General features: G+C 68.3%; 21 protein-coding genes and 1 pseudogene. 13 read left to right on the top strand and 9 right to left on the bottom strand.

Going from position 1 to position 24,450, the window contains the following annotated elements:
• On the top strand, positions 1–1,090 hold a 1,090-nt coding region (locus HMPREF3115_RS09095; protein WP_141751661.1), incomplete at its 5' end, for a glycosyltransferase.
• 98 nt (positions 1,091–1,188) lie between these two features.
• Here HMPREF3115_RS09095 and HMPREF3115_RS09100 read toward each other — a convergent pair.
• Positions 1,189–2,607 (bottom strand): phage tail protein, encoded by a 1,419-nt coding sequence (locus tag HMPREF3115_RS09100; RefSeq protein ID WP_070554172.1) that lies wholly within the window; start codon positions 2,605–2,607, stop codon positions 1,189–1,191.
• Positions 2,608–2,715: 108 nt separating this feature from the next.
• Positions 2,716–3,723 carry a hopanoid-associated sugar epimerase gene (hpnA, locus tag HMPREF3115_RS09105; protein ID WP_006407872.1) on the bottom strand — a complete coding sequence of 336 codons (1,008 nt, stop codon included), beginning with the start codon at positions 3,721–3,723 and terminating at the stop codon, positions 2,716–2,718.
• Positions 3,724–3,876: 153 nt separating this feature from the next.
• Between hpnA and HMPREF3115_RS09110 the strand changes: the two genes are divergently transcribed.
• The 3 genes from HMPREF3115_RS09110 (at position 3,877) to HMPREF3115_RS09120 (ending at position 6,580) form a co-directional block, all read left to right on the top strand.
• Positions 3,877–4,173: an acylphosphatase gene (locus HMPREF3115_RS09110; protein ID WP_006407873.1), complete on the top strand. Its 297-nt coding sequence runs from the start codon at positions 3,877–3,879 to the stop codon at positions 4,171–4,173.
• A 6-nt stretch (positions 4,174–4,179) separates the two neighbouring features.
• Entirely contained in the window at positions 4,180–5,079 is a 900-nt protein-coding gene (gene rarD / locus HMPREF3115_RS09115) for an EamA family transporter RarD (protein ID WP_070554174.1), read from the top strand.
• Positions 5,080–5,455: 376 nt separating this feature from the next.
• Positions 5,456–6,580, top strand: a complete 1,125-nt coding sequence (locus HMPREF3115_RS09120; protein ID WP_070554176.1) for an OpgC domain-containing protein — start codon at positions 5,456–5,458, stop codon at positions 6,578–6,580.
• Positions 6,581–6,656: 76 nt separating this feature from the next.
• On the opposite strand, the gene HMPREF3115_RS09125 is transcribed toward HMPREF3115_RS09120, so the two are convergent.
• Positions 6,657–6,866: a hypothetical protein gene (locus HMPREF3115_RS09125; RefSeq protein ID WP_006407877.1), complete on the bottom strand. Its 210-nt coding sequence runs from the start codon at positions 6,864–6,866 to the stop codon at positions 6,657–6,659.
• Between the two features lie 126 nt (positions 6,867–6,992).
• Positions 6,993–8,513: a peptide MFS transporter gene (locus HMPREF3115_RS09130; protein ID WP_070554178.1), complete on the bottom strand. Its 1,521-nt coding sequence runs from the start codon at positions 8,511–8,513 to the stop codon at positions 6,993–6,995.
• 500 nt (positions 8,514–9,013) lie between these two features.
• On the opposite strand from HMPREF3115_RS09130, the gene HMPREF3115_RS09135 reads away from it, so the two are divergent.
• From HMPREF3115_RS09135 to HMPREF3115_RS09165, 7 genes are all read left to right on the top strand, one after another.
• A complete protein-coding gene (locus HMPREF3115_RS09135) occupies positions 9,014–9,595 on the top strand; it encodes a cupin domain-containing protein (RefSeq protein ID WP_070554180.1) in 582 nt (193 codons plus the stop codon).
• Between the two features lie 178 nt (positions 9,596–9,773).
• Complete coding sequence (locus tag HMPREF3115_RS09140; protein ID WP_070554182.1) at positions 9,774–11,387, top strand: peptide ABC transporter substrate-binding protein; 1,614 nt, start codon at positions 9,774–9,776, stop codon at positions 11,385–11,387.
• An 11-nt stretch (positions 11,388–11,398) separates the two neighbouring features.
• Positions 11,399–12,337 carry an ABC transporter permease subunit gene (locus tag HMPREF3115_RS09145; RefSeq protein WP_006407880.1) on the top strand — a complete coding sequence of 313 codons (939 nt, stop codon included), beginning with the start codon at positions 11,399–11,401 and terminating at the stop codon, positions 12,335–12,337.
• A gap of 13 nt (positions 12,338–12,350) precedes the next feature.
• Positions 12,351–13,253: an ABC transporter permease gene (locus HMPREF3115_RS09150; protein ID WP_065495908.1), complete on the top strand. Its 903-nt coding sequence runs from the start codon at positions 12,351–12,353 to the stop codon at positions 13,251–13,253.
• Between the two features lie 2 nt (positions 13,254–13,255).
• Complete coding sequence (locus HMPREF3115_RS09155) at positions 13,256–14,248, top strand: ABC transporter ATP-binding protein (protein WP_006407882.1); 993 nt, start codon at positions 13,256–13,258, stop codon at positions 14,246–14,248.
• Positions 14,245–15,264, top strand: a complete 1,020-nt coding sequence (locus tag HMPREF3115_RS09160; RefSeq protein WP_070554184.1) for an ABC transporter ATP-binding protein — start codon at positions 14,245–14,247, stop codon at positions 15,262–15,264. Before HMPREF3115_RS09155 ends, HMPREF3115_RS09160 begins: the two co-directional genes overlap by 4 nt.
• A 159-nt stretch (positions 15,265–15,423) precedes the next feature.
• Positions 15,424–16,899, top strand: coding sequence for an OprD family porin (locus HMPREF3115_RS09165; protein ID WP_070554186.1), 1,476 nt, complete (start codon positions 15,424–15,426; stop codon positions 16,897–16,899).
• A gap of 52 nt (positions 16,900–16,951) precedes the next feature.
• Here HMPREF3115_RS09165 and HMPREF3115_RS09170 read toward each other — a convergent pair whose 3' ends face one another.
• The 3 genes from HMPREF3115_RS09170 to HMPREF3115_RS09180 all read right to left on the bottom strand — a co-directional run bounded on the left by HMPREF3115_RS09170 (position 16,952) and on the right by HMPREF3115_RS09180 (position 20,951).
• A complete protein-coding gene (locus HMPREF3115_RS09170; protein WP_006407885.1) occupies positions 16,952–17,947 on the bottom strand; it encodes a DedA family protein/thiosulfate sulfurtransferase GlpE in 996 nt (331 codons plus the stop codon).
• A 155-nt stretch (positions 17,948–18,102) separates the two neighbouring features.
• On the bottom strand, positions 18,103–18,372 hold the full coding sequence (locus HMPREF3115_RS09175) for a hypothetical protein (protein ID WP_012216261.1): 270 nt from the start codon (positions 18,370–18,372) through the stop codon (positions 18,103–18,105).
• A 269-nt stretch (positions 18,373–18,641) separates the two neighbouring features.
• Positions 18,642–20,951: a phosphocholine-specific phospholipase C gene (locus tag HMPREF3115_RS09180; RefSeq protein ID WP_070554188.1), complete on the bottom strand. Its 2,310-nt coding sequence runs from the start codon at positions 20,949–20,951 to the stop codon at positions 18,642–18,644.
• A gap of 631 nt (positions 20,952–21,582) precedes the next feature.
• On the opposite strand from HMPREF3115_RS09180, the pseudogene HMPREF3115_RS28865 reads away from it, so the two are divergent.
• Together HMPREF3115_RS28865 and HMPREF3115_RS09185 are read left to right on the top strand one after the other, a co-directional pair.
• Positions 21,583–22,085: pseudogene (locus HMPREF3115_RS28865) on the top strand (GNAT family N-acetyltransferase).
• Positions 22,086–22,233: 148 nt separating this feature from the next.
• Positions 22,234–23,829 (top strand): thioredoxin family protein, encoded by a 1,596-nt coding sequence (locus tag HMPREF3115_RS09185; RefSeq protein WP_070554194.1) that lies wholly within the window; start codon positions 22,234–22,236, stop codon positions 23,827–23,829.
• 24 nt (positions 23,830–23,853) lie between these two features.
• Here the strand turns inward: HMPREF3115_RS09185 and HMPREF3115_RS09190 are convergent, their stop codons facing one another.
• Positions 23,854–24,105: a DUF4148 domain-containing protein gene (locus HMPREF3115_RS09190; RefSeq protein ID WP_006407889.1), complete on the bottom strand. Its 252-nt coding sequence runs from the start codon at positions 24,103–24,105 to the stop codon at positions 23,854–23,856.
• A 43-nt stretch (positions 24,106–24,148) separates the two neighbouring features.
• A partial coding sequence (locus HMPREF3115_RS31890; protein ID WP_218079208.1) for a hypothetical protein occupies positions 24,149–24,450 on the bottom strand: 302 nt, incomplete at its 5' end.

The following is a 24,450-nucleotide window of genomic DNA, read 5'->3' on the forward strand; positions in this document are numbered from 1 at the left end:
CCGCGAAGCCCGAACCCATCAGCGCGGCGCGGCCGCGGACGCCGGCTGGCCGGCCGTCGTCGCGGTCGTGCCGGCGCGCAACGAAGCCGACGTGATTGCGCGCGCCGCGACGTCGCTGCTCGGGCAGGACTATCCGGGCGACTTTCACCTGATCATCGTCGACGATCACAGCGACGACGGCACCGCGGACGCCGCGCGCGCGGCCGCGCTGGCCGCGAACCGCGCGGACCGGCTGACCGTGCTGAGCGCGAAGCCGCTGCCGGCCGGCTGGTCGGGCAAGGTGTGGGCGCAGTCGCAGGGGATCGCGGCGGTGCGCACGCTCGGGCTGCCGGCCGACTATCTGCTGCTGACGGATGCCGACATCGGCCACCCGCCCGACGCCGTCGCGCAGCTCGTCACGCGCGCGCAGGCCGAGCAGCGCGATCTCGTGTCGCTGATGGTGCGGCTGCGCTGCGACTCGTTCTGGGAAAAGGCGCTGATCCCGGCGTTCGTGTTCTTCTTCGCGAAGCTCTATCCGTTCTCGTGGATCAACAATCCGCGCAACAAGACGGCCGGCGCCGCAGGCGGCTGCATGCTCGTGAAGCGCACGGCGCTCGAGGAAGCGGGCGGCATCGAGTCGATCCGCGGCGCGCTGATCGACGATTGCAGCCTCGCCGCGCAGATCAAGCATCGCGGCAGCGGCCGCCATCCGATCCGCCTCGATCTCGCCGATCGCAGCGTGTCGCTGCGCCCGTACGACAGCTGGCGCGACATCTGGAACATGATCGCGCGCACGGCGTTCACGCAGCTCCACTATTCGCCGTGGCTGCTGGCCGGCACGCTCGTCGGGATGACGATCATCTATCTGGTGCCGCCCGTCGCCGCGCTCGCGTACGGCGCGCGCGCGTGGCCCGCATGGCTCGCATGGGCGTCGATGTGCGCCGCATACGCGCCGATGCTGCGCTACTACCGGCGCTCGCCGCTGTGGGCGCCCGCGCTGCCGCTCGTCGCCGCGTTCTACGTCGGCGCGACGTTCGCGTCCGCGTGGCGCTACTGGCGCGGCAAGGGCGGCCAGTGGAAGGCGCGCGTGCAGGCACCGGTCGAACGCTGATACCGGCCGGCGCCGCATGCAGTGGCGCCGAACGACAAACGGCCCGACCGGCATGCCGCCGGTCGGGCCGTGTTGCATTCAGGCGCCGCGTGCGGCGCTCAGCGCTGCGTGAGCAGCATGTACATCTGGATCACGACGTCCGGCGAGAACGTGAACGGCACCCAGCCGTAGCCGGTGTGACGCATGACCAGCAGACGATCGCCGTTCGACTGCTTCTGCACGGCCATCATCGGATTCTTCGTCGACACGAAGCGCCAGCCCGGCGGGATGCCGTTCGGCGGCTCCGGCTGCATCGACGCGCGCGCATGCGCGAGTTCCTCGATCAGCTGGCCGAGCTGCTCCGGATGCAGCGTCATCGATTCGCCGTTGATCGTCAGCGTCAGTTCGTTCTGCGTCGGCCGCGAGACGTGCAGCGTCGATTTGTCGGCGGGTGCGGGCGCCGCATTCGGGGCCGCTTCGGTGACGGGGACGACTGCGGTGCCGCGTTCCGTCGCTGCGTCGGCTTCGGTTTCCGCTTCAGTTGCGGGCGGCGTGGCGGCGTTCGCCGACGTTGCGTCGGTCGTATTCGCGTCATTCGCCTCTTGTGCATCGCGCACGTCGTGCGCCACCGCGTCGGCCGACGGCGCCTGCGCTGCCGCGTCCGCACCGGTTTCCGCTGCCGACGCATCGGTCGACATCGCATCCTTCATCACGGCTTCGACGAGCGCTTCGGCATCGGCGATCGCCTTCGCATGGCGTTGCGCCGCGGCTTCGGCGTTCGCGATCGCTTCGGTATGGCGGTGCGCGACGGCCTGCGCTTGCGCCGTCGCGTCCGCATGGCGGCGCGCGGCCGCTTCGGCCTCCGCGATCGCTTCCGCATGACGTTTCGCGAGCGCCTCGGCCTCCGCCGTGGCCTGGGCGTGGCGCTGCGCGGCCGCTTCCGCTTCGGCGATCGCCTGCGCGTGACGTTGCGCGAGCGCTTCGGCCTCGGCGGTGGCCGCCTCGGCTTCGGCCGTCGCTTCCGCGTGACGCTTCGCGGCGGCTTCCGCTTCGGCGCTCGCCGCTGCGTGACGCTGGGCGGCAGCCTCCGCTTCGGCCGCGGCGGCATGATGACGTTGTGCGGCGGCTTCCGCTTCGGCGATCGCGGCAGCATGGCGCTGCGATGCGGCTTCGGCATCGGCGTGACGTTGCGCCAGCGCTTCGGTCAGCGCAGTCGCTTCTGCGTGCCGCTGCACGGCGGCTTCGGCCTGTGCGGCGGCATCGGTGTGGCGCCGCGCAGCGGCTTCGGCTGCGGCGGTCGCTTCGGCGTGGCGTTTCTGCGCGGCTTCCGCTTCGGCTGCCGCATCGAGATGGCGCTGTGCGGCGGCCTGCGCTTCGGCTTCGGCCGCCGCGTGACGCTGCGCAGCCGCCTGGGCCTCGGCCGCGGCGGCGCGCGCGAAGGCTTCCGCGCTGCGGGCCGCCTGTTGCGCAGCGTGGTGATCGTGGAGGAGCTGATCGACGCCGGTGTTGAGTGCATCGATCTGGTCGTTCAGGTTCATGCGTGCTTTCTCTACGTAGGACCCGCGATTTTACCCGCTGAGCCGCCCGCGGTCCGCGCATCACGTGTAACAAAGTCCGCAATCCGGCGCGCTGCGCGCCGCTTTGTGCTACTTCAGGTAGCCCGCGCCGCGGAACCAGTCGAGCGCGTCGCGCAGCCCGTCGCGGTACGGCCGCGCGCGGTAGCCGAGTTCGCGTTCGGCCTTCGCGGACGTGAAATACATCTTGTTCTTCGACATCCGCAGCCCGTCGACCGTGACGAACGGCTCCTTCTTCGTGAACTTCGCGACCGCCTCGGCGCCGACCGCGAGCGGGTACAGCGGCCAGCGCGGCAGCGCGATCGTCGGCGCCTTGCGGCCCGTCATCTGCGCGATGTCGGCGAGCATTTGCTGCAGCGGCAGGTTCTCGCCGCCCAGGATGTAGCGCTCGCCGATCCGGCCGCGCTCGAGCGCGAGGAAATGGCCGTGCGCGACGTCGTCGACGTGCACGAGGTTCAGCCCCGTATCGACGAACGCCGGAATCTTGCCGAGCGCGGCCTCGACGATGATGCGGCCGGTCGGCGTCGGCTTCACGTCGCGCGGGCCGATCGGCGTCGACGGGTTGACGATCACCGCGGGCAGCCCTTCGTCGGCGATCATCCGCTCGACCGCGCGCTCGGCGAGCACCTTGCTGCGCTTGTACACGCCGATCGCCTGCTCGGGCGTCAGCGGCCGGTTCTCGTCGGCCGGATCGCCGGCGCTCGTGACCTTCAGCGTCGCGACGCTGCTCGTATAGACGATCCGTTCGACGCCTTCGGCGCGCGCGGCGCGCATCGTCGCGACGGCGCCTTCGAGGTTCGCGCGCTCGATCTCGTGCGGGTCCGGCGCCCACAGCCGGTAGTCGGCCGCGACGTGCAGCAGGTAGCGCACGCCGCGCAGCGCGGCGCGCATCGACGTCTCGTCGCGCATGTCGCCGGTGACGATCTCGGCGTCGAGATCGGCGACGTTCGTGCGCGGGCTCGTCGGGCGCACGAGCACGCGCACCGCATAGCCTTTCTGCTGCGCGATGCGCGCGACGGCCGAGCCGACGAAACCGGACGCGCCGGTGACCAGAACGAGATCGCGGGAGGTATCAGTCATGCCATTCCTTCTTGGCCGCGCGCGAACGGCGCGGCGGTTGAGCGTCGGCGAGATTGTACGTGTTCGGCGCGCGCGGCGGCCGGCCGCACCCGTGTGAGAACGGGCCGACGCGACTACAATGCCGGGCTTGGATGCAACTGGAGGGGCGACGCGATGAACCGCGATGAGCTGGACGAACGGATCGAGACCTACTACGTGCGCGTGCGCGGCGTCGTACAGGGCGTCGGCTTCCGTCACGCGACGGTGCGCGAGGCGCACGCGCTGAAGCTGCGCGGCTGGGTCAGCAACCTCGAGGACGGCAGCGTCGAGGCGATGATCCAGGGCCCCGGCGCCCAGATCGACCGGATGCTGGCGTGGCTGCGGCACGGGCCGCCGGCTGCGCGCGTGACCGAAGTGACGTTCGAGGAACGGCAGACCGACAAGCGCTTCGAGCGCTTTCAGCAGCAGTAAGCGCACGTGACGGGGTATCCGGAGGCCGGGCGCGGCGTGATGTTGTCGGTGGCGGCGTCGACGCTGTTCGCGCTGATGTCCGCGTATGCGAAATGGCTGGTGCCGCTCACGGGCCTCGACATTTTCGCGTGGCGCGTGCTCTGGACCGCGCCCGGCGCGCTCGCGCTGATCGCGCTGCGCGGCCGCTGGCCGGCGCTCGCCGAACTGCTCGCGCGCAGCGTGCGCGACTGGCGGCTGCTCGTCGCGCTGCCCGTCACCGCAGCGCTGCTCGGGCTGCAGCTGTGGCTGTTCCTGTGGGCGCCGCTGCACGGGCGCATGCTCGAGGTGTCGCTCGGCTACTTCTTGCTGCCGCTGACGATGGTGCTCGTCGGCCGCTTCTACTATGACGAACGGCTCGATCCGCTGCAGTGGGCGGCCGTCGCCTGCGCGGCGCTCGGCGTTGCGCACGAAGTGTGGGCGACGCGCGCGTTCGCGTGGCCGACGCTCGTCGTCGCGCTCGGCTATCCGCCGTATTTCGTGCTGCGCCGGCGCATCAACGCCGATTCGCTGGCCGCGTTCGCGGTCGAGATCGTGCTGCTGTGTCCGATCGCGATCGCGATGGTTGCGACGAGCGGCACGCCGGTCGCGCCGCATCCGCTGCTGTGGTCGACGCTGCTGCCGGGGCTCGGCGTGCTCAGCACGCTTGCGCTCGCGAGCTATCTGAAGGCGAGCCGGATGCTGCCGATGGCGCTGTTCGGCATCCTCGGCTATGTCGAGCCCGTGCTGCTCGTCGCCGTATCGCTGTTGTTGCTCGGCGAGACGCTGACGGTCGCGAAGCTCGCGACGTACGGGCCGATCTGGGTCGCGGTCGCGTTGACCGCATGGCACAGCGCGATGCTGATGCGACGCCTGCCGGCGCGTACCTGAGCGAGCGTCGCGCCGACGCGGGTCGCCTCAAACGCACCTCGCTCGACACACCTCACGCGCGATTCTGACCGTCGGCCGTCGTCGCGCTGACGCCAAGCTGGCCGCGTTGCCAGCTTCATGCAAGCGATATCGCCCCTGTAATGCAACCGAAGATTCGGTTGCACTTTGTTACTTAGGGCAGTTCCGGGACGGCTATTAGACTGACCTGACCGTCTTTCTTCGTATGCAGTGCTCCAATGAACGGTCGTCTCCGTGCCCGCCTTGCCGGGTCGGCGCGATACGGGCATACGCGTATCGCCGCCGGCCGCGCTCGGCTTCCTGTTTCGCCTTCCGTTTCGTCCGGCACCGCGCGTGCCCATCCCGTGCAGGTGCGCTCATGTCGATGAACGCGCCGCCTTCCGCTGCCGTGTCGTGGCCGCGCAGCGGCCGTCTCATCGAAGTCGACTTCTTCCGCGGGATCGTGCTGCTGATGATCGTCGTCGATCACATCGGCGCGAGCGTGCTGTCGCGCGTGACGCTGCACGCGTTCGCGCTGTGCGATGCGGCCGAGGTGTTCGTGTTCCTCGGCGGCTTCGCGACGGCGAGCGCGTACGGCGCGATTGCCGAGCGGCAGGGCGCGCGCGCCGCGCAGCGGCGCTTCGTGCGGCGCGCGATGCAGATCTACCGCGCGTTTCTCGCGACGTCGACGCTGATGCTGGTCGTGTCTGCGGTGCTCGACCATTACGGGATCGACGCGCCGAACCTTGCGCTCGACGACGTCAGCGTGATGCTCGCGTCGCCGCTCACGGGCCTCGCCGAACTGCTGACGTTCCAGCGCCAGCCGTATCTCGCGTCGGTGCTGCCGATGTACGTGCTGTTCGCGCTCGCGTCGCCGGTGCTCGTGCCGTTCGCGCGCCGCCATCCGTGGCCGCTCGTCGTGCTGAGTGTCGCATCGTGGCTGGCGGCCGGCTGGCTCGGGCCCGAACTGCTCGATACCGACGGATTCCGCTGGAGCTTCAATCCGTTTGCGTGGCAGCTGATGTTCGTCGCGGGCGTGCTCGCGCGCTGCCAGCCGTTCTACCGGCGCGTCGCGCTCGGCCGCTGGGGCGCCGCGGCGACCGGCCTCGCCTGCGCGGTCGTGCTCGGCTGTGCGAGCTACAAGCTGTTCTCGGGCCTGCCGGTGCCCGAAGGCGTGCTCAAGCGCGATCTCGCGCTGCCGCGCGTCGTCAGCTTCGCGGCCGTGGCGTGGCTGATGGCGGACTGGGTGCGCTACGGCTGGATCGCGCGCGTCGCGCAGGCCGTACGGCCCGTCGTCGCGGTCGGGCAGCGCGGGCTGATCTGCTTCGTCGCGGGCGCGGCGATCTCGCTCGTCATCGACTCGCTGCTGCACCCGGTCGCGGGAAGCGCCGAGCTGCGGCACATCGGCGTGGGCCTCGCGGCCGACGCGTGTGCGCTCGGGCTGATGATGGCGGTGGCCGGTTCGGGCGCGTGGATTTCGCGGCGGCGCACGGCCGCCGCGTGATGCGGCGCGCGCGCGGGCGCGGGTGGAGGCAAAAAAGTGGGGGCCGGCACCGGCGCCGGCGTGCACGCTTCGCGTCTCAGTGACGCTGGACGATGCGCGTGCGCGGATCGACGGTCGGATCGTCGGCTTCGGTCTCGTCGTTGTCGCCGGGCGTCGCCCGGTCGTCCTGCTGCGCGAGCACCGCATCGGCTTCGGCTGCCGCGCGCGCGGCGCGCAGTGCGGTGCAGCGCTGCGCACGCCGGATGTCGGACAGCATTCTCAGCAGCCGCGTCGTCTTGCTTTTCATGGGTCTTCTCCCGCCGGCGCGCACCTCGGGGGATGCGCCGCTTGCAATCAGTGTAGGACGCGATTGCGGTGCCGGCAGGAGAATGTGGCGGCCTGTGGCGTGCGCGCAGCACGCCGGCCGCCGGACTTACTGAACGGCGGCGACGTTCTGCGCCTGCAGCGCTTCGTCGCGACGCTCTTCCGCGCAGCGCTGATGCTGGCGCGACAGGCGGTTCATCATCGGCAGCAGCAGCAGCGCGAGCAGCATGCCGATCGCGGCGAGCCAGCCGAGCTTCTCGAACAGCGACAGATAGAGCGGCAGCGAATCGACGGCCGGCAGATCGTGCGACGGCATCTGCGCGAAGTTCGCGACGACGCTGCCGAGATACTGCGACACGCCGGTCGCGACGAAGTACGCACCCATCATGAAGCCGCTCATCCGCGCCGGCACATAGCGCGCGATCATCGCGAGGCCGAGGCCGCTCACCAGCAGTTCGCCGAGCGAGTAGAGGCCGTAGCCCCACACCATGAACCACGACGACACGCGACCGTCGACCGCATAGCGGCCGCTGATCGTGAACACGAGATAGCCGGCGGCGACGGCACCGAAGCCGAGCGCGTACTTCGCGGCGACCGGCAGATCGCGGCCGCCCTTCGAGAACGCGTTGTAGATCCACACGAGCACCGGGCTCAGCAGCATGATCCAGATCGGGTTCAGCGCCTGGAACTGCGCCGCGCTCCACGTAAACAGCGTCGTGCCGAACAGGATGAAGCGCGGATCGACGTTGCGCAGCGCGAACAGCGTCAGCGAGGTCGACATCTGCACGTAGAAGATGAAGAACAGGATCACCTGCGCGATCAGCACGAGCGCGGCGATCAGGCCGGCGCGCTCCGAGCGTTCCGACTTCGCGATCATGTACGCGAAGATCGCGAGAATCGCGACCGCGGCCGTCCACACGCTTGCCACTGCCAGTTGCTTGTGCTGCAGCACGTACAGCGTGACGAGCGCGAGCGCGACGCCGCCCGCCGCGACGGCCCCGAGGCGCTTCCAGCGGATCGGCTCGTCGTCGGGCTGCGAGCCGATGTGCGCCAGCGTGCGATGCATCAGCATGAAGTTCAGGATCGCGAGCAGCATGCCGCCGCAGCAGACCGCGAACGCAGTGTGCCAGCCCCAGTGATCCTTGATCCACGGCGTCGCGAGCATCGACACCGTCGAGCCGATGTTGACCGCCATGTAGTAGATCGTGAACGCGCTGTCGATGCGCGCGTCGTCGCCTTCGTAGATGCGGCGCACGAGGTTCGCCGCGTTGGCCTTGAACAGCCCGTTGCCGACGACGATCACGCCGAGCGACGCATACATATAGGCGAGCGCGTCGTTCGGCACCGCCAGCATCAGGTAGCCGGCGCACAGCACGGCCGCGCCGAGGATCATCGTGCGGCGCGCGCCGAGCACCTTGTCGCCGATCCAGCCGCCGATCGACGGCGAGGCGTAGACGAGTGCGGTGAACGCACCCCACGTGAGGTTCGCATGGCTGTCGGTGAAACCGAGCCTATCGACCATGAAGAGGACGAGGAGCGCGGCCATGCCGTAGTAGCCGAAGCGCTCCCACATTTCGATGAGGAAGACCGTCGTAAACGATCGGGTTTGTGAAACAGGTGCGTGCATCATCAATCTCGGTTGAAACGGACGGCGCGGATCGCGCGTCGCCTGAGGGTAGAACTGGCGCCTGGGCGCGTGGGCCGGGTAGGCCGCTACGCAGGCAATGGCAGCAGTCGGGCGGTTAGCCCGGGCCGGGGTCAGACTCCGCCGGTGTCGGCGGCGCAAGGCCCCGACCGGCGCGCGAATGGTAACGTTTGCCGGTCCGGTGCGTCAGGTCCGCGCCACATAGGGAAATCCCCGAGATGGCAGCAGCTTTCAGGAACATTCGTCTCATGATTTGTTTGTAAACTTCGCGTCCGGCGCTCCGCAAAATCCCGGAGAGCCGCTTGCAGCTTGCCTGTGAAGGCGGCGAGTCTGGCAAGATAGCGGGTCTTTTCGCGCGCTTCGGGCCCTGTTTAGTGCACCGGGCTCAACGCCGAAGGCATGTGCGAACCTGAAGACTAAGCGATATTAACGAAACTTAGTTACTTTCCATCAAACATTTTTTGACGACCACTTTTCGGCCTGCTATGGTTCCCCCCACTGAAAACTCGCGGTCTGCCGTCGCTGCCGCCGCACTGGGCAGCAAGATTCGCGCGTTGCGCCAACGATTGAAGCGCACGCTCGACGAAACGGCGACAGCCGCGGGCATTTCGAAGCCGTTTCTGTCGCAAGTCGAGCGCGGGCTCGCGTCGCCGTCGCTGACGTCGTTGGCCGGCATCGCGCAGGCGCTCGGCGTGACCGTGCAGTATTTCGTCGATACGCCGAGCGAGGAGCGTTCGGTGTGTCGAGGCGAGCAGCTGCGCTTTTTCGGGTTCGCCGATTCGGCGAACCTGTTCGCGAGGCTGACGAACGTCTCGGAAGGCCGCCAGCTCGAGGCGATCCTCGTGCGGATGCCGCCGGGGCAGAAGCGGTCCGAGGTGACGACACATGCAGGAGAGGAGTTCCTGTATGTGGTGGAAGGAGAAGTGTCGCTGACGCTGGAAGGCAAGACGTTCGTCCTGCAGGCCGGCGATAGTTCGCACTACCAGTCGACGGTTCCGCACAGCTGGGCCAACACCGCGAAGATCGAATCGGTGGTGGTCTGGGTCGGTACGCCGAGGCTGTTCTAACGCACAGGTATTCCTTCGTTTCTCGGACGGGATGCCTGTCGAAAGAAACGTAAGGGATACTAACATGCAATACGAGAACCACGGGCCTCCTCAATCGCTGCCCCCGACAGCGTCTTACGCGTAATCCGCGGCCTTCGCCGCGCGACGCTCACCGAACAACCTTCTCAAGACTGCCACGATGAAATCCTTGCATGCCATGTCGGCCGTGCTGGCCGCGCTCGTCCTGACGACGCCCGCCGCCCGTGCCGTAACCGTCCCGTCGAACGTCACGCTTGCCGCGCAGCAGGATCTGACGCGACAGGTGCCCGCCGAAGTCGAGTCGCTCGATCCCGCCCACATCGAATCGTGGACCGGCAACACCATCGGCCTCGACCTGTTCGAAGGGCTTGCGCGCATCGACGCGGCCGGGCAGGTCGTGCCGGGCGTCGCGCTGTCGTGGGAGCGCAAGACGCCGCAGACGTGGATCTTCAAGCTGCGCCACGACGCGAAGTGGAGCAACGGGCAGCCCGTGACGGCCGCCGATTTCGTCTATTCGTGGCAGCGTCTCGCCGATCCGAAGACGGGCTCGAAGTACACGATCCTCGTCGAGTTCGTGAAGAACTCGAAGGAGATCATCGCGGGCAAGGCCGCGCCGTCGACGCTCGGCGTGCGCGCGGTCGATCCGTACACGCTCGAGGTGACGACCGACGTGCCGGTCGCGTTCTTCCCCGAGCTGACCGCGATGGCGCCGCTCGCGCCGGTGAACAAGGACGTCGTCGCGAAGTTCGGCGACGCGTGGACGCGTCCCGGCAACATCGTCAGCAACGGCGCGTACCAGCTCGTCGACTGGCAGCCGAACAACCGCATCGTGATGACAAAGGATGCGAAGTACTGGAACGCGCCGAAGGTCGTGATCAACAAGGTCACGTATCTGCCCGTCGAAAGCGACGAGACCGCGATGCGCATGTACCAGGCCGGGCAGATCGACTACAGCTATTCGATTCCGTCGGGCATTTTCCAGCAGGTCAGCAAGCAGTTCGGCGCCGAGCTGCGCCCGGGCCTGCAGCTCGCGACGTACTACTACTACCTGAACAACAGCGATCCGGTGCTGAAAGACAAGCGCGTGCGCCAGGCGCTGTCGATGGTCATCGATCGCGACGTGCTGACGTCGAAGCTCACGCAGGCCGGCGAGAAGCCGATGTACGGCCTGATGCCGAACGGCACGAAGGGCGTGCAGCCGTTCACGCCGGAATGGGCGTCCTGGCCGATGGCCAAGCGCGTCGAGACCGCGAAGAACCTGCTGAAGCAGGCCGGCTATTCGGACGCGAAGCCGCTGTCGTTCACGCTCACGTACAACACCAACGACCTGCACAAGAAGGTCGCGCTGTTTGCCGCATCGGAATGGCGCACGAAGCTCGGCATCAACACGAAGCTCGAGAACGTCGAGTTCAAGGTGCTGATGAAGGAGCGGCATGACGGCAAGGTCCAGATCGCGCGCGACGGCTGGTTCGCCGACTACAACGACGCGATGACGTTCTTCGATCTGATCCGCTGCGGCAGCTCGCAGAACACCGTCGGCTACTGCAACAAGCAGGTCGACGCGCTCGTCGACGAGGGCAACCAGAAGCTCGACGACAAGGCCCGCGCGGCGCTGCTCACGCAGGCGCACGACACCGCGATGAACGACACGCCGATGGTGCCGCTGTTCCAGTATTCGGCCGATCGTCTCGTGAAGCCGTACGTCGGCGGCTATTCGCTGAAGAACGTGATCGACATGCGCGCGTCGCAGGACATGTATCTGATCAAGCACTGAGCGGAGCGATCATGCTGGCCTATGCCCTGAGGCGCACGTTGTGGGCGGTGCCGACGATCCTCGCGGTCGTCACCGTCTGCTACCTGCTGCTGCACTTCACGCCCGGCGGCCCGTTCGATACGGAGAAACAGCTGTCCGCCGCGACGCTCGCGAACCTGAACGCGAAGTACCACCTCGACGAACCGCTGTGGAAGCAGTATCTGCTGTATCTCGGCTCGCTGCTGCGCGGCGATCTCGGGCCGTCGTTCCGCTACGTCGACTGGTCCGTGAACGATCTCGTGAAGAAGGCGCTGCCCGTGAGCCTCGGCGTGGGCGGCCTGTCGATTCCGCTGTCGATCGTGCTCGGCGTGCTGCTCGGCACCGTCGCGGCCGTGCGCCGCGACAGCGCGATCGACCGCTTCGTGATGCTGATCGGCAACTTCGGCAACGTCGTGCCGCCGTTCGTGCTCGGGCCGGTGCTCGTGTGGATCTTCGCGATCCTGCTGAAGACGTCGGCCGGCAACGGCTGGCTGCCGGCCGGCGGCTGGGGCGACGGCGGCTGGCAGTACCGGCTGCTGCCGATCGTGCTGCTGACCTTCATCAACGTGTCGCTGCTCGCGCGCGTGATGCGCGGCTCGATGATCGAGACGCTGTCGAGCAACTACATCCGCACCGCGCGCGCGAAGGGGCTGCCCGGCTCGACGATCGTGCTGCGCCACGCGCTGAAGCCCGCGCTGATGCCGGTCGTATCGTTGTTCGGCACGGTCTGCATCACGTCGATCACGGCGGCCGTCGTCACCGAATCGGTGTTCGCGCTGCCCGGGCTCGGGCAGCTCGTCGTGAACGGCGCGATCAATCGCGACTACACGCTGGTGCTCGGCCTCGTCGTGCTGACGACCGTCTGCGCAGTGCTGTTCAACCTGCTGGTCGACCTCGCCTACGCATGGCTCGATCCGCGCATCCGTTACTGAGCGAGGCCCTGCGATGACTCCCACTACGCCAGCCGTCGGTCTGCCCGCGCAGACCGATACGCCGCCGCGTTCGCGCTCGCCGCTGGCGCTCGCGTTCGCACGCTTCCTGCACAACCGCGCGGCCTTGTTCAGCCTCGTGCTGCTCGCGCTGATCGTGATCGCCTGCTTCGTCGGCCCGTGGCTGCTTGCAGCCGATCCGGCCGCAAGCGACTGGGGTGCGATCAGCCTGCCGCCGACGCTCGCGAACCAGCACTGGTTCGGCACCGACGAGCTCGGCCGCGACCTGCTCGTGCGCACGCTGATCGGCGGGCGCGTGTCGATCGAGGTCGGGCTGCTCGGCACGCTCGTGTCGGGCCTGTTCGGCGTCGCGTGGGGCGCGACCGCGGGCTTCGCGGGCGGCCGCGTCGACGCGGTGATGATGCGCATCGTCGACATGATGTACGCGATCCCGTACTTGCTGATCGCGATCCTGATGATGACGCTGTTCGGCCGTTCGTTCCTGCTCGTCGTGCTGACGATCAGCGCGTTCTCGTGGATCGACATGGCGCGCGTCGTGCGCGGCCAGACGCTGTCGCTGCGCAACCGCGAGTTCGTCGATGCGGCGCGCGCGATCGGCGTGTCGCCGGTATCGATCGTGCGCCGCCATATCGTGCCGAACCTGCTCGGCGTCGTCGTCGTGTATGCGACGGTCTCGGTGCCGAACATCGTGCTGACCGAATCGGTGCTGTCGTTTCTCGGGCTCGGCGTGCAGGAGCCGATGACGAGCTGGGGCGTGCTGATCCAGGACGGCGCGCAGAAACTCGAATCGATGCCGTGGCTGCTGCTGTGCCCGGCCGTCATGCTGTGCGTGACGCTCTATTGCGTGAATTTCGTCGGCGACGGCCTGCGGGATGCGCTTGACCCGAAGGATCGCTGAAGATGGCCGCACTACTTGAAGTCGACAACCTCGGCGTGCGCTTCACGCGCAAGGATGCGCCGCCGATCGACGCCGTTAGCGGCGTGTCGTTCTCGCTCGAAGCCGGCAAGACGCTCGGCATCGTCGGCGAATCGGGCTCCGGCAAGAGCCAGACCGTGATGGCATTGCTCGGGCTGCTCGCCGCGAACGGCACGACGAGCGGCACGGCGCGCTATCGCGGCGACGATCTGCTCGCGATGGACACGCGCGCGCTGAACGCCGTGCGCGGCGACCGGATCGCGATGATCTTCCAGGATCCGATGACGTCGCTCAATCCCTTCCTGACGATCGAGCGGCAGATGACCGAGACCCTGCAGCTGCATCGCGGGCTGTCGCGCAAGGCCGCGACGAAGCGCGCGATCGAGGCGCTCGAATCGGTGCGCATTCCCGACGCCGCGCGGCGTATCCGCATGTATCCGCACGAGTTCTCGGGCGGCATGCGGCAGCGCGTGATGATCGCGATGGCGCTGCTGTCCGAGCCCGAAATCCTGATCGCCGACGAGCCGACCACGGCGCTCGACGTGACCGTGCAGGCGCAGATCATCGATCTGCTGCGCGAGCTCAATCGCGAGCGCGGCACCGCGATCGTGCTGATCACGCACGACATGGGCGTGGTCGCCGGCCTCGCGGACGACGTGATGGTCATGTATGCGGGCCGCACCGTCGAATACGCGCCGGCCGAATCGATCTTCGCGGCGCCGTCGCATCCGTACACGATCGGGCTGCTGAACGCGCTGCCGCGGCTGACCGATGCCGACGATGCGCCGCTCGTCGCGATTCCCGGCAATCCGCCGATGCCCGGCACCGCGCCGGCCGGCTGCGCGTTCGCGAAACGCTGCACGTATGCGGAGGATCGCTGCGGCACGCTGCGCCCCGCACTCGAAACCTACGGCGCCGCCGGTGCGGTGCGCGCCTGCCATCGGCCGGCGGCCGATCTGACGGGAGGACTGCGATGAGCGTCAACGAACGCCGCGACGCCGGCGCGAGCGGCGACACGCTGCTCGCCGTCGAGGGGCTGAAGGTGCATTTCCGCGTGCCGCTCGGCGGCTATCCATGGTCGCCGAAGGGCACGCTGCGCGCGGTCGACGGCGTCTCGTTCGACGTGAAGCGCGGCGAGACGGTCGGCCTGGTCGGCGAATCGGGCTGCGGGAAGTCGACGCTCGCGCGTGCGCTGATCGGCCTCGTACCGATGACGGCCGGCACCGTGCGCTGGCGCGGCGAGGCCGTCGCGCCGGCGCAGCTGCGCGGCACCGCGATGCGGCGCGAAGTGCAGATGATCTTCCAGGATCCGCTCGCGTCGCTCGATCCGCGCATGACGATCGAGCAGGTCGTCGCCGAGCCGCTCGTCACGCATCAGCCGGGTCTGGGCCGTACCGAAGTGCGCCGCCGCGTGATCGCGATGCTCGAGCGCGTCGGGCTGAACGCGCATCACCTGCTGCGCTATCCGCATGAATTTTCCGGCGGCCAGTGCCAGCGCGTCGGGATCGCGCGTGCGCTGATCGGCGAGCCGAAGCTCGTGATCTGCGACGAACCGGTGTCGGCGCTCGACGTGTCGATCCAGGCGCAGATCGTGAACCTGCTGCGCGACCTGCAGCGCGATCTGTCGCTGTCCTATCTGTTCGTCGCGCACGACCTCGCGGTCGTGAAGGCGATCAGCCAACGCGTGCTCGTGATGTATCTGGGCCGCGTGATGGAGTTCGGCACGCGCGACGACGTGTACCGCGTGCCGCAGCACCCGTACACGCGCGCGCTGCTCGACGCGGCGCCGACGCCGGACCCGGCACGCGAGCGGGCGCGCCGGCCGATGCTGCTGGCGGGCGAGATGCCGTCGCCGCTGAATCCGCCGTCGGGCTGCGCGTTCCGCACGCGCTGCCCGGTGGCGATCGACGCGTGCGCGCAGGACGTGCCGCTGCCGGAAGTGCGGCACGGCTCGGCGGCGCGCGTCGCCTGCATCCGCGCGGGTGCGGCATGAGTGTCGAACGACGATAAGCAGGCAGGTCGACAGGGGTAAGTGCGGCGCGAACGATCTTCGCGTCGCGGGTACAGGCGCGTCCGTAGCCGGTCGCGCCGGGTGGGGGCCGGGCGCGGATCGCGACCGGCGGGACGACATCAACACAAGAAGAGAACCACGATGAAAAAGCAGAAGACGATCGGGACGGCATCGAAGATGCTGCTTGCATGGGGACTGCCGGCGCTCGCCGGTGTCTCGCTGACGGGCGTCGCGCGCGCCGACGACGCGGCGCCCGCGCCGCTGACGGTCGCGCAGGCCGCGCCGGCCGCCGGCGCGAGTGCGAGCGTCGCACAGGCGACGACGCCGAACGCCATTGTGAACGCGGAGGCCGGCCAGGCCGTCACGCCGTCCGACGAGCAACCGTCCGCGCAATCGAAGTCGAAGGGCTTCATCGCCGACAGCCATCTCGACTTCCTGTTCCGCAATTACGCGGACGTGCTCGACAACAAGGGCGGACCGCACCGTCACGCATGGATCCAGGGCGTGATGGCGAACTTCGAGTCCGGCTATACGACGGGCCTGATCGGTATCGGCTTCGACGCATCGCTGTATGCGGCGCTGAAGCTCGACGGCGGCGCGGGCGCGGGCAGCATGGCACACATCGCGAAGGGCGGCGGCGGCTCGAACCAGCTCGCGTGGGCCTATCCGGGCATCTACGACGTGAAGGCGCGCATCTCGAACACGGTGATCAAGTACGGTCTGCAGGCCGTCGACAACCCGTTCATGGAGCAGCACGACAACCGCGCGCTGCCGCCGACGTTCCTCGGCGCGACGATCGTCAGCAACGAATTCAAGAACGTGATGCTCGAAGCGGGCAGCTTCACGAAGACCGACGCGCGCGGCCACTCGACGCTCACGAACCTGACGACGCAGTACGGCGGTACGCGCGTGAACCGGATCACCTATGTGGGCGGCACGTGGGACTACTCGCCGAACGGCGAAGTCGCGCTGTACGCGAACCAGGCCGACGACGTGTGGCACCAGTACTACGCGTCGGTGAAGCACAGCATCGGCAGCCCGCAGACGATCAAGTGGACGGGCTTCGGCAACGTCTATTCGACGCACGACACGGGCGACGCGCTGCAGGGCAAGATCAACAACAACGCGTACAGCCTGTCGCTCGCCGCGCAGCACGGCCCGCACGAGCTGCTGCTCGCGTATCAGCAGATTCTCGGCGACCAGTTCTTCGACTATCTGAACGAAACGAACGGCATCTTCCTCGCGAACTCGATGGACGTCGACTACAACGCGCCGCATGAAAAGTCGCTGCAGCTGCGCTACACGTTCTATGGCAAGGAAGCGGGGCTGCCGGGCTTCAAGGCGATGGTGTGGGGCGTGACGGGCTGGGGCGCGGACGGCAGCGCAGGCGCGGCGAACGATCCGAGCCACTCGAGCATCTACTGGAGCAACGGCGCGCCGGTGCAAGGCCGTCACCACGAGTTCGGCTTCATTCCGTCGTACACGTTCCAGAGCGGCAAGCTGAAGGACACGAAGGTCACGTTCATCGCGATGTGGCACAACGGCTCCACGCACTACTCCGATGCGACGAACCGCGAGTACCGTCTGGTCGTGAACCTGCCGCTGCACGCGTTCTGATCGAAGGCGCGCCGCGCGCCGCCGCTGCGCCGCCGCGCCGAGCGGCCCGCTCTTACGCGGGCTTGTGCAGCCCGGCGACCGGCTCGTTCGCGGCCGGTGGCAGATCCGCCGCGAGCGGCGCCAGTTCGCGACCGGTGTCGCGCCAGGCGTCGAGGCCGCCGCGCAGCGCGAGCGCGTCGGTGAAGCCCGCGTCGAGCAGGCGCTTCGCCATCAGCGCGGCCGTCACCTCGTTCGGGCACGAGCAATAGACGACGAACTTCTGCGTGAGCGGATAGCGCGCGACGATGTCGGCGATCTGCCGTTCGTCGGCAAACTGCGCGCCGGGGATCGTGAACGGGTCGAGCTTGCGGTGCTCGGGCGAGCGCACGTCGAGAATCACCGGTGCTGCATCGTCTTGCAGCAGCGCATCGAGCTCGTCGACGCCGATCCGCGCATGCGCGAGCTGGCGGATCAGCGCGCGGCGGCGCACCCAGCGAATCGCCGCATAGACGGCGAGCAGCGCGACGATCACGACCAGCACCGCGTGACCGAGCCGGCTCGCGCCCGCGAACAGCCAGTCGATCTGCCGATAGAACACGAGCCCCGCGACGAGGCCGGCGATCGTCCAGAGCGCGGCGCCGAGCGCGTCGTAGCCGACGAACGTGCGATAGCGCGTATGCAGCGCGCCCGCCATCGGCACCGATACCAGCGACAGTCCGGGAATGAAGCGTGCTACTGCGAGCACGCGCACGCCGTAGCGGCCGAAGAAGCGCTCGGTTTTCTTCACGCAGGTGTCGCGCGACAGCGACAGCCGGCAGATCGTCTTCAGCGTCGCGCCGCCGTAACGGCGCCCGGCGACGTACCACGCCGTATCGCCGAGCAGCGCGCCGAGCACCGATAGCGCAATCACCGTCGCGAGCTGCGAGCCGATCATCGCCGGATGCATCGCGGCCATCGCGCCGAACAACACGAGCGTCGGCATCGCGGGCACGGGCAGGCCGATCGCCGCCGCGAGCACGTTGGCGAATACGAGAAGCGGCCCGTACTGGGCGACGAGATCACGGAGCATGACGGCTGGCCGAAAAGAACATGCGCAGGCAGGGTGCGCAGATGGGCCGATTATCGGCCATTTTCAAGACGGCGGCGGGAATGACGGAAAGCGCCTGACGGCGGCAGGGACATGCCGGTGAGCGCGCGCGCTGCACGCCGCTCACCGTCGGAATCTCACGAAGGGGTGCGCGCGAGCGAAGCGGCGCCGTGGTGTTCGCCCGGCAGTTCGGCGCCGTGCGAGCGGATCGCCGCGATCAGTTCGGCCGGCGTGATCTCGTAGCGGACCTCGCGGTGAATGCCGGGCTTGCGTTCGTCGATTTCGATCAACAGCACGCTCTTGCCGTCGCCGGTCGCTTCGAGCCGGAGCGAGCGCAGCTCGCGGCCGTCGGCCGGGTCGTGTTCGGTGAGCAGGGTCATTGCCCCGGATGAGCCGGTAGTGCGCATCGAACCTATCCTCGTGTCGTTGTGCCGTGGGGGCGAAGGTGTCGTTGTTGAAAAACTGCAAAACAGGTTGACGCAGTTTAACGCGAACGGACGGCATTACGGAGCATTTTCGTAGGGGTCGGAAAGAGGGCTACACCACACTTCCGTCAGATGTTTTCGCGCGCGCCGCCACGCGTTTGCGCGCGGCGGCGCCGGGTGGTGCGCGGGTGTCGGGCGGTGCCGACGGGCAGGCCGGCGACGCGCCGTAGGCGTGCGCGTCGCCGCGGCGGTCAGAAGCGGTCGGCGATGCCCATCGCCGGATCGCTGACCGAATGGCGGCCCGTTTCGACGCGGCCGGCGATGCGCCGCGCATAGCGCGCGTCGTGATCGGCGGTCACGATGAAGTCATACCAATAGCCGGTCGAGTCGAGCTTCCAGTGCAGCTCCGACTGCGTGCCGCCGCGCACCGTGACGGTCCACGTCGTGCCCGCGCCGTCGCCGTGACCGTGCGTGTCGGTCGCGCCGTGGCCCGCGAGCGGCCCGTAGACCCGATTCGAGCGGATCGTGAAGCGCACGGCGCCGCCGCCGTGGTTGCTCAGCCGCAGGTGCAGGTTGCCGCTCGCGCCCGCGTAGCCGACGCGGATCTCCGGATTCGGCGCGCCGGTCGCGGCAATGCGCGTGAGGTCGCCGGTGAAGCGGCGGTGATAGCCGTTCGGGCCGAGCACCCACAGATCGTATTGACCGTTGTCGTCGGCCATTGCCGCCCAGTCGCCGTGCAGCGTCTTGCCGGGCTCGACCGCGTAGCGGCGCGGCACGCGATCGAGATGAAGCTTGTCGTAGACGTGGAATACCGCGGCCGCGTCGCCGGTATTCGCGAACTTCAGCCGCAGCGTGCCGCTGCGCGCGTCGGCCTGCGCGCTCGCATGCAGCTCGTACGGCAGCGCGCGCGACGGTCGCACGCCGATGGTCTGTGCGGGCGGCGCGGGCGTGGCCGGCGGCGCGATCTTCGGGGCGGCCTGCTGCGCGGCGCTCAGCGCGTCGACCTGGCTCTTCGTCGAACGGCCCGCGAGCGTCGGCAGCGGCTCGTTGTTCGGCGAGCGGAAGTTGAAGGCGCTCGTCAGGTCGCCGCAGATCGCGCGTCGGTATCCGCTGATCTGCGGCTCGACGACGCCGAAGCGTTTCTCGAGAAAGCGCAGCGTCGACGTATGGTCGAACACCTGCGAGTTCACCCAGCCGCCGCGGCTCCACGGCGACACGACCCACATCGGCACGCGCGGGCCGGGGCCGTACGGGCGGCCGTCCGCGGCGGGCTGGCTCGACGTGGCCGGTGCGAAGTCGTGATACTCGGCGGCGACGTCGGCACCCGACAGCGTGTAGCCGCCTGCGAGCGTGCCGTCCGCATTGCGCGACGGCGCGGCTGGCGACGGCATGTGATCGAAGAAGCCGTCGTTTTCGTCGTAGTTGATCAGCAGGACCGTCTTGCTCCAGACCTCGGGGTTCGCGGTCAGCGCATCGAGCACCGCCTGCACGTACCAGCCGCCCTGCGCGGGGCTCGACGGCCCCGGATGCTCGCTGTACGCGGACGGCGGGATGATCCACGATACCGCCGGCAGCCGGCCGTTTCGGATGTCGTCGATGAACGATTCGAGAAAGCCGTACGGCATCGTGTTGCCGAAGCCCTTCGCGAGCGGGCTGAGCGGATCGTCGATCGCCGGATCGTAGAACGGGCCGGCGGCCGTCACCGGCTGCGTGATGTCGGTCGACGCGACGTAGACCGGCCGACGCGCGGCCGGCATCTGCTCGATGGCCGCACGCCAGTGGCGAAAGCCCATCATCTCGTTGCAGCCGAAGTTGTCGATCAGGCTCTGGTACACCTTCCAGCTCACGCCCGCCTGCTGCAGCCGGTCCGCGTACGTGGTCCACGTCCAGCCCTGCGTCGACGGTCCGATGTCGTTGCCGCCGTTGAACTGATTGTTCAGCGCGGCGACCTTCACGCGGCTGCCGTCGACGGGGCTGATGCCGTTCGGGCCGTTGGTGCCGCTCCAGTAGAACAGGCGGTTCGCGATCGTGCCCGTATGCATCCCGCAGTGATAGTGGTCGCACAGCGTGAACGCGTCGGCGAGCGCGCGCTGGAACGGCACTTCGGCCGCGTCGTAGTAGCCCATCGACAGCGTGGTCTTCGCGTCGGGCCAGCGGTTCATGCGTCCGTGGTCCCACGCGGCCTGCGCGTCGGCCCACGTATGCGGCGTGCCGCCTGCGCGCTGCGCGTTGCCCTTGCTCGCGTCGAGGTGATACGGCGTGACCGTGACCGCGGGCGTCGTCTTCGTATACGTCTGGTAGAACACGTCGCGACCGTTCGGCGACGGCACCGCGAAACGGTCGCCGTAGCCGCGCACGCCCTTGAACGTGCCGAAGTAGCTGTCGAACGCGCGATTCTCCATCATCAGCAGCACGACGTGCTTCACGTCGTTGATGGTGCCCGTTTCGTGAAAGGCGGGAATCGCGAGCGCGCGGCGAATGCTCGGCGGAAACGCGGACAGCGCCGCGGCCGAGAGGCCGGCGGTGGCGGTCTGCTGGAGAAATTTGCGGCGTGACGTCATGGCGTTCGAGTCCTCTGATGATGGGAGCGTTCGTGACTTCGTCTGGTTGCGCCCAAGCGTCGTCCCCCCCTGGGACGGTCCGCGATGCGCGTGCGTGCGGATGCGCCGGCCGCGCGCCGGATGGGCGCGCCCCACGGACGACGCGCTGCGTCGCGTGGCGGTTTCGGCCGTCGTTGCCGCCTCGTCGTTCGCGCGTTCGTCATGCGCGGGACGGGATGTCGGCACGCGCCGGCCCGGCGCATGCCGGGCAGGGCGGCGCCTAGTCTAGGGAGCCGACGTGACGTCGACGTGATGGAGAAATGACATCGCGTGTCGTTCTCATGACGTTGTGTGTGCAACGAATCGCGTGCGCGTGAATGAGGAGTGGGGGAGCGGTGAGAAATTACCGATTTTCCATGGCGCGGTCGGTAAAAAGGTGTCCCGCCGGCATGAGACGGCTTGGGTGCCATGCCGTTGCGATCGCAACCGAATCGGCGGCGATGGTTTCGTTTCGTCAGGCGGCATCGACATGCCGGGCGAGCACGTGGCAAGCATGTTGCATTCGCATGAAACCCGGATATGCATCGATGGCATGCGGTACGCGCACCGCCGCATGCCCTTGAAAGAACGATGCCCTGGACGCTCCTCCGTCATGATCGACATCACGATCCGGCACGGCGACGCGCACGACGTCGATGCGATCCGCACAATCTCCGCGCAACCGGCGGTCTGCAAGAACACGCTGCAGCATCCGTTTCCATCGTTCGAGAAATGGCAGCAGCGGCTCGAACGCATTCGCGAACAGGGCGTGAGTCTCGTCGCCGAAGTCGATGGCGCGGTGGTCGGCTATCTTGCCCCGCATACCGAACCGAATCCGCGGCGCCGTCATGCGACCGGGCTCGGCATGATGATCGATGCGTCGCATCACGGGCGCGGCATCGGCAGCCGTCTGCTCGCGGCCGCGATCGACCTCGCCGAGAATTGGATCAACGTCACGCATATCGAGCTGACCGTGTTCGTCGACAAACCGAGCGGCGATCGCGCTCTACGAAAAGCACGCTTTTCGCATCGAAGGCAAAATCGCCCGACTACGCGCTGCGCGACGGCGCGTATGCATCGGTGTATCGCATGGCGCGGCTCGGGTCGCGGCCGTGAGGCCGAGCGTCCCGTGCCTCATATTCATTCGAGAATTCGTTCGTTTTCAAGCGGTCGCCTGCATCGTATCGTCGAGCGATTTGCCGGCCGTCGCGACAGGCGCGCGACGCGTCTTCCCGCCATCGTCTTTTCAACGGAACCCGCTTCGATGAAAGCCGTTATCCGGAGTCTGACTGCCGCCTGCCTGTTCGCCGCGTCGGGTGCGGCGTTTGCCACCGTCGCGCCGCAGGAAGGCGTCGCGGCGAGTTCGTCGTCGCAGCGTACCCATCTGCCGCCCGGCATCGCGTGGCAGCAGGGCGACGTCGACGACGCCTTCGCGCTCGCGAAGCGTACCGGCAAGCCGCTGCTGCTGTACTGGGGCGCCGTGTGGTGCCCATCGTGCAACCAGGTGAAGTCGACGATCTTTAGTCAGCAGGCGTTCAAGACGCGCTCGTCGCTGTTCGTGCCCGTCTATCTCGACGGCGACACCGAGAGCGCGCAGAAGCTCGGCGAACGCTTCAAGGTGCACGGCTATCCGACGATGATCCTGTTCCGTCCCGACGGCACCGAGGTGACGCGGCTGCCGGGCGAGGCCGATCTCGACCGCTACCTGCAGGCGCTGTCGCTCGGCATGACCGCCGCGCATCCGGTGCGGCAGACGCTCGCGAGCGCGTTGAAGGACGGTGCATCGCTGAAAGCGGACGAATGGCGGCTGCTGGCGGACTATTCGTGGGATACCGACGGTGCGTTGCCGGTGCCGGCCGATCGCGTCGCGCAGACATTACAGACGCTGTCGCAGCGCGCGCGGGCGGCCGGCGCGAAGGCCGAGGCGGCGCGCTTCGCACTGAAGGCGGCCGTGGTCGCCGCGTCGGACGATCCGGCTCAGGCCGGCGCGCTGGACAAGTCGGCGCTCGCCGACGCATGGCGAGCGGTGTTGGCCGATCGCGCGCTGTCGCGCGCCGATTCCGACGTGCTCGTGATGGCGCCGGCGCGTGTCGTCGCGTATCTCGGCGGCAGTGAAGCGCAGCGCGCGAAGCTGCGCGGCGCATACGACGCGGCGCTCGCACGGCTGTCCGCCGATACGACGCTGTCGTCGATCGATCGACTGATGGCATTGCACGGCCGCGTGCTGCTCGCGCGTGGCGAGGCGCGCACCGGCGCGCCGCTCGATGCGCCGGCGCTCGTCGATACCGTGCGTCGGCAGATCGCCGCGTCGGTGCAGGGTGCGGCGAATCCGTACGAGCGGCAGGCGCTCGTCAGCGAGGGCGCGGATACGTTGACCGATGCCGGACTGTTCGACGAGTCGGATGCGCTGCTGAAGGCCGAACTGCCGCGCTCGTCGACGCCGTACTACTTCATGTCCGGGCTGGCCGCGAACGCGAAGGCGCGCGGCGACAAGGCGGCGGCGCTCGACTGGTACCGGAAGGCGTACGACATGGCGACGGGCCCCGCGACGAAGCTGCGCTGGGGCGCGACCTATTTCGCGAACGCGGTGCAATTGGCGCCCGAGGACTCGGCGCGGATCGAAGGAATTGCTGCGAGCGTGCTCGCGCAGGCCGGCAAGACGCGCGATGCATTCTACGGCGCGAATTTGCGTGCGCTGACCAAGGTCGTCGCGCAACTGAACCGCTGGCGTAGCGGCGGCGCGCACGATGCGTCGGTCAGGACGGTCGTCAGGCAGTTCGACGAGCTATGCGGCAAGCTGCCCGCGGGCGACCCGCAGGCAGCGGCGTGCGCGAAGCTGATTCAGCCCGTGAAGACGTGACGGCCGCCGTGGCCGTGCCGAGGATCAACGGCCCGATTCCGACGACGCGTCGCGCGCGCTGCCGTACCCGGCGCCGTTCTGTTGCGCGATCTTCGCTTCGGCCGATTGGATGCTGGCCGGATAGAACCAGTCGCTCGGCTGGAAGCCGGCCTGCTTCAGTGCCTTCACTTCGGCACGGACCTGCGCACGCGTCAGCGGCTGGTTCGACTGCGCATGGGCGACGACCGGGCCGGAGACGGCCACGGCAAGGGCAACCGCTTGAATCAGGCGCTTCATGATCGGGACCTCCTGGTTTCCGTTGAATCGGCCGCGCTTCGTGTCACGAATGCGTCGGGCGACGTTGAAACCAGTGTAGGTCGGGTCGGCCGCATGAAAAATGCGCCGGCGACCAATGCAGTGTTTTGCTGCGGACAACAATGACGGCGGCGTGGTCGGGGCCGAATGGCGCGGAGATGATGGCGGTGCGATGGGCGCGGCGTGCGCCGGCGGGCCGGGTGCCGGCCGGTATGGGACCGGACGCCATCGAGGCGCCGGTCCGGCATGGCTGCGTGCCCTTCGTGAAACGCGGGTAGAACGCACCGGCTACGGGGACGCGGCCGGCAGGCGCGGGCGGCGTGCGAA

It is taken from the genome of Burkholderia sp. HMSC10F09, assembly GCF_001806955.1.
Lineage (GTDB): Bacteria > Pseudomonadota > Gammaproteobacteria > Burkholderiales > Burkholderiaceae > Burkholderia > Burkholderia multivorans.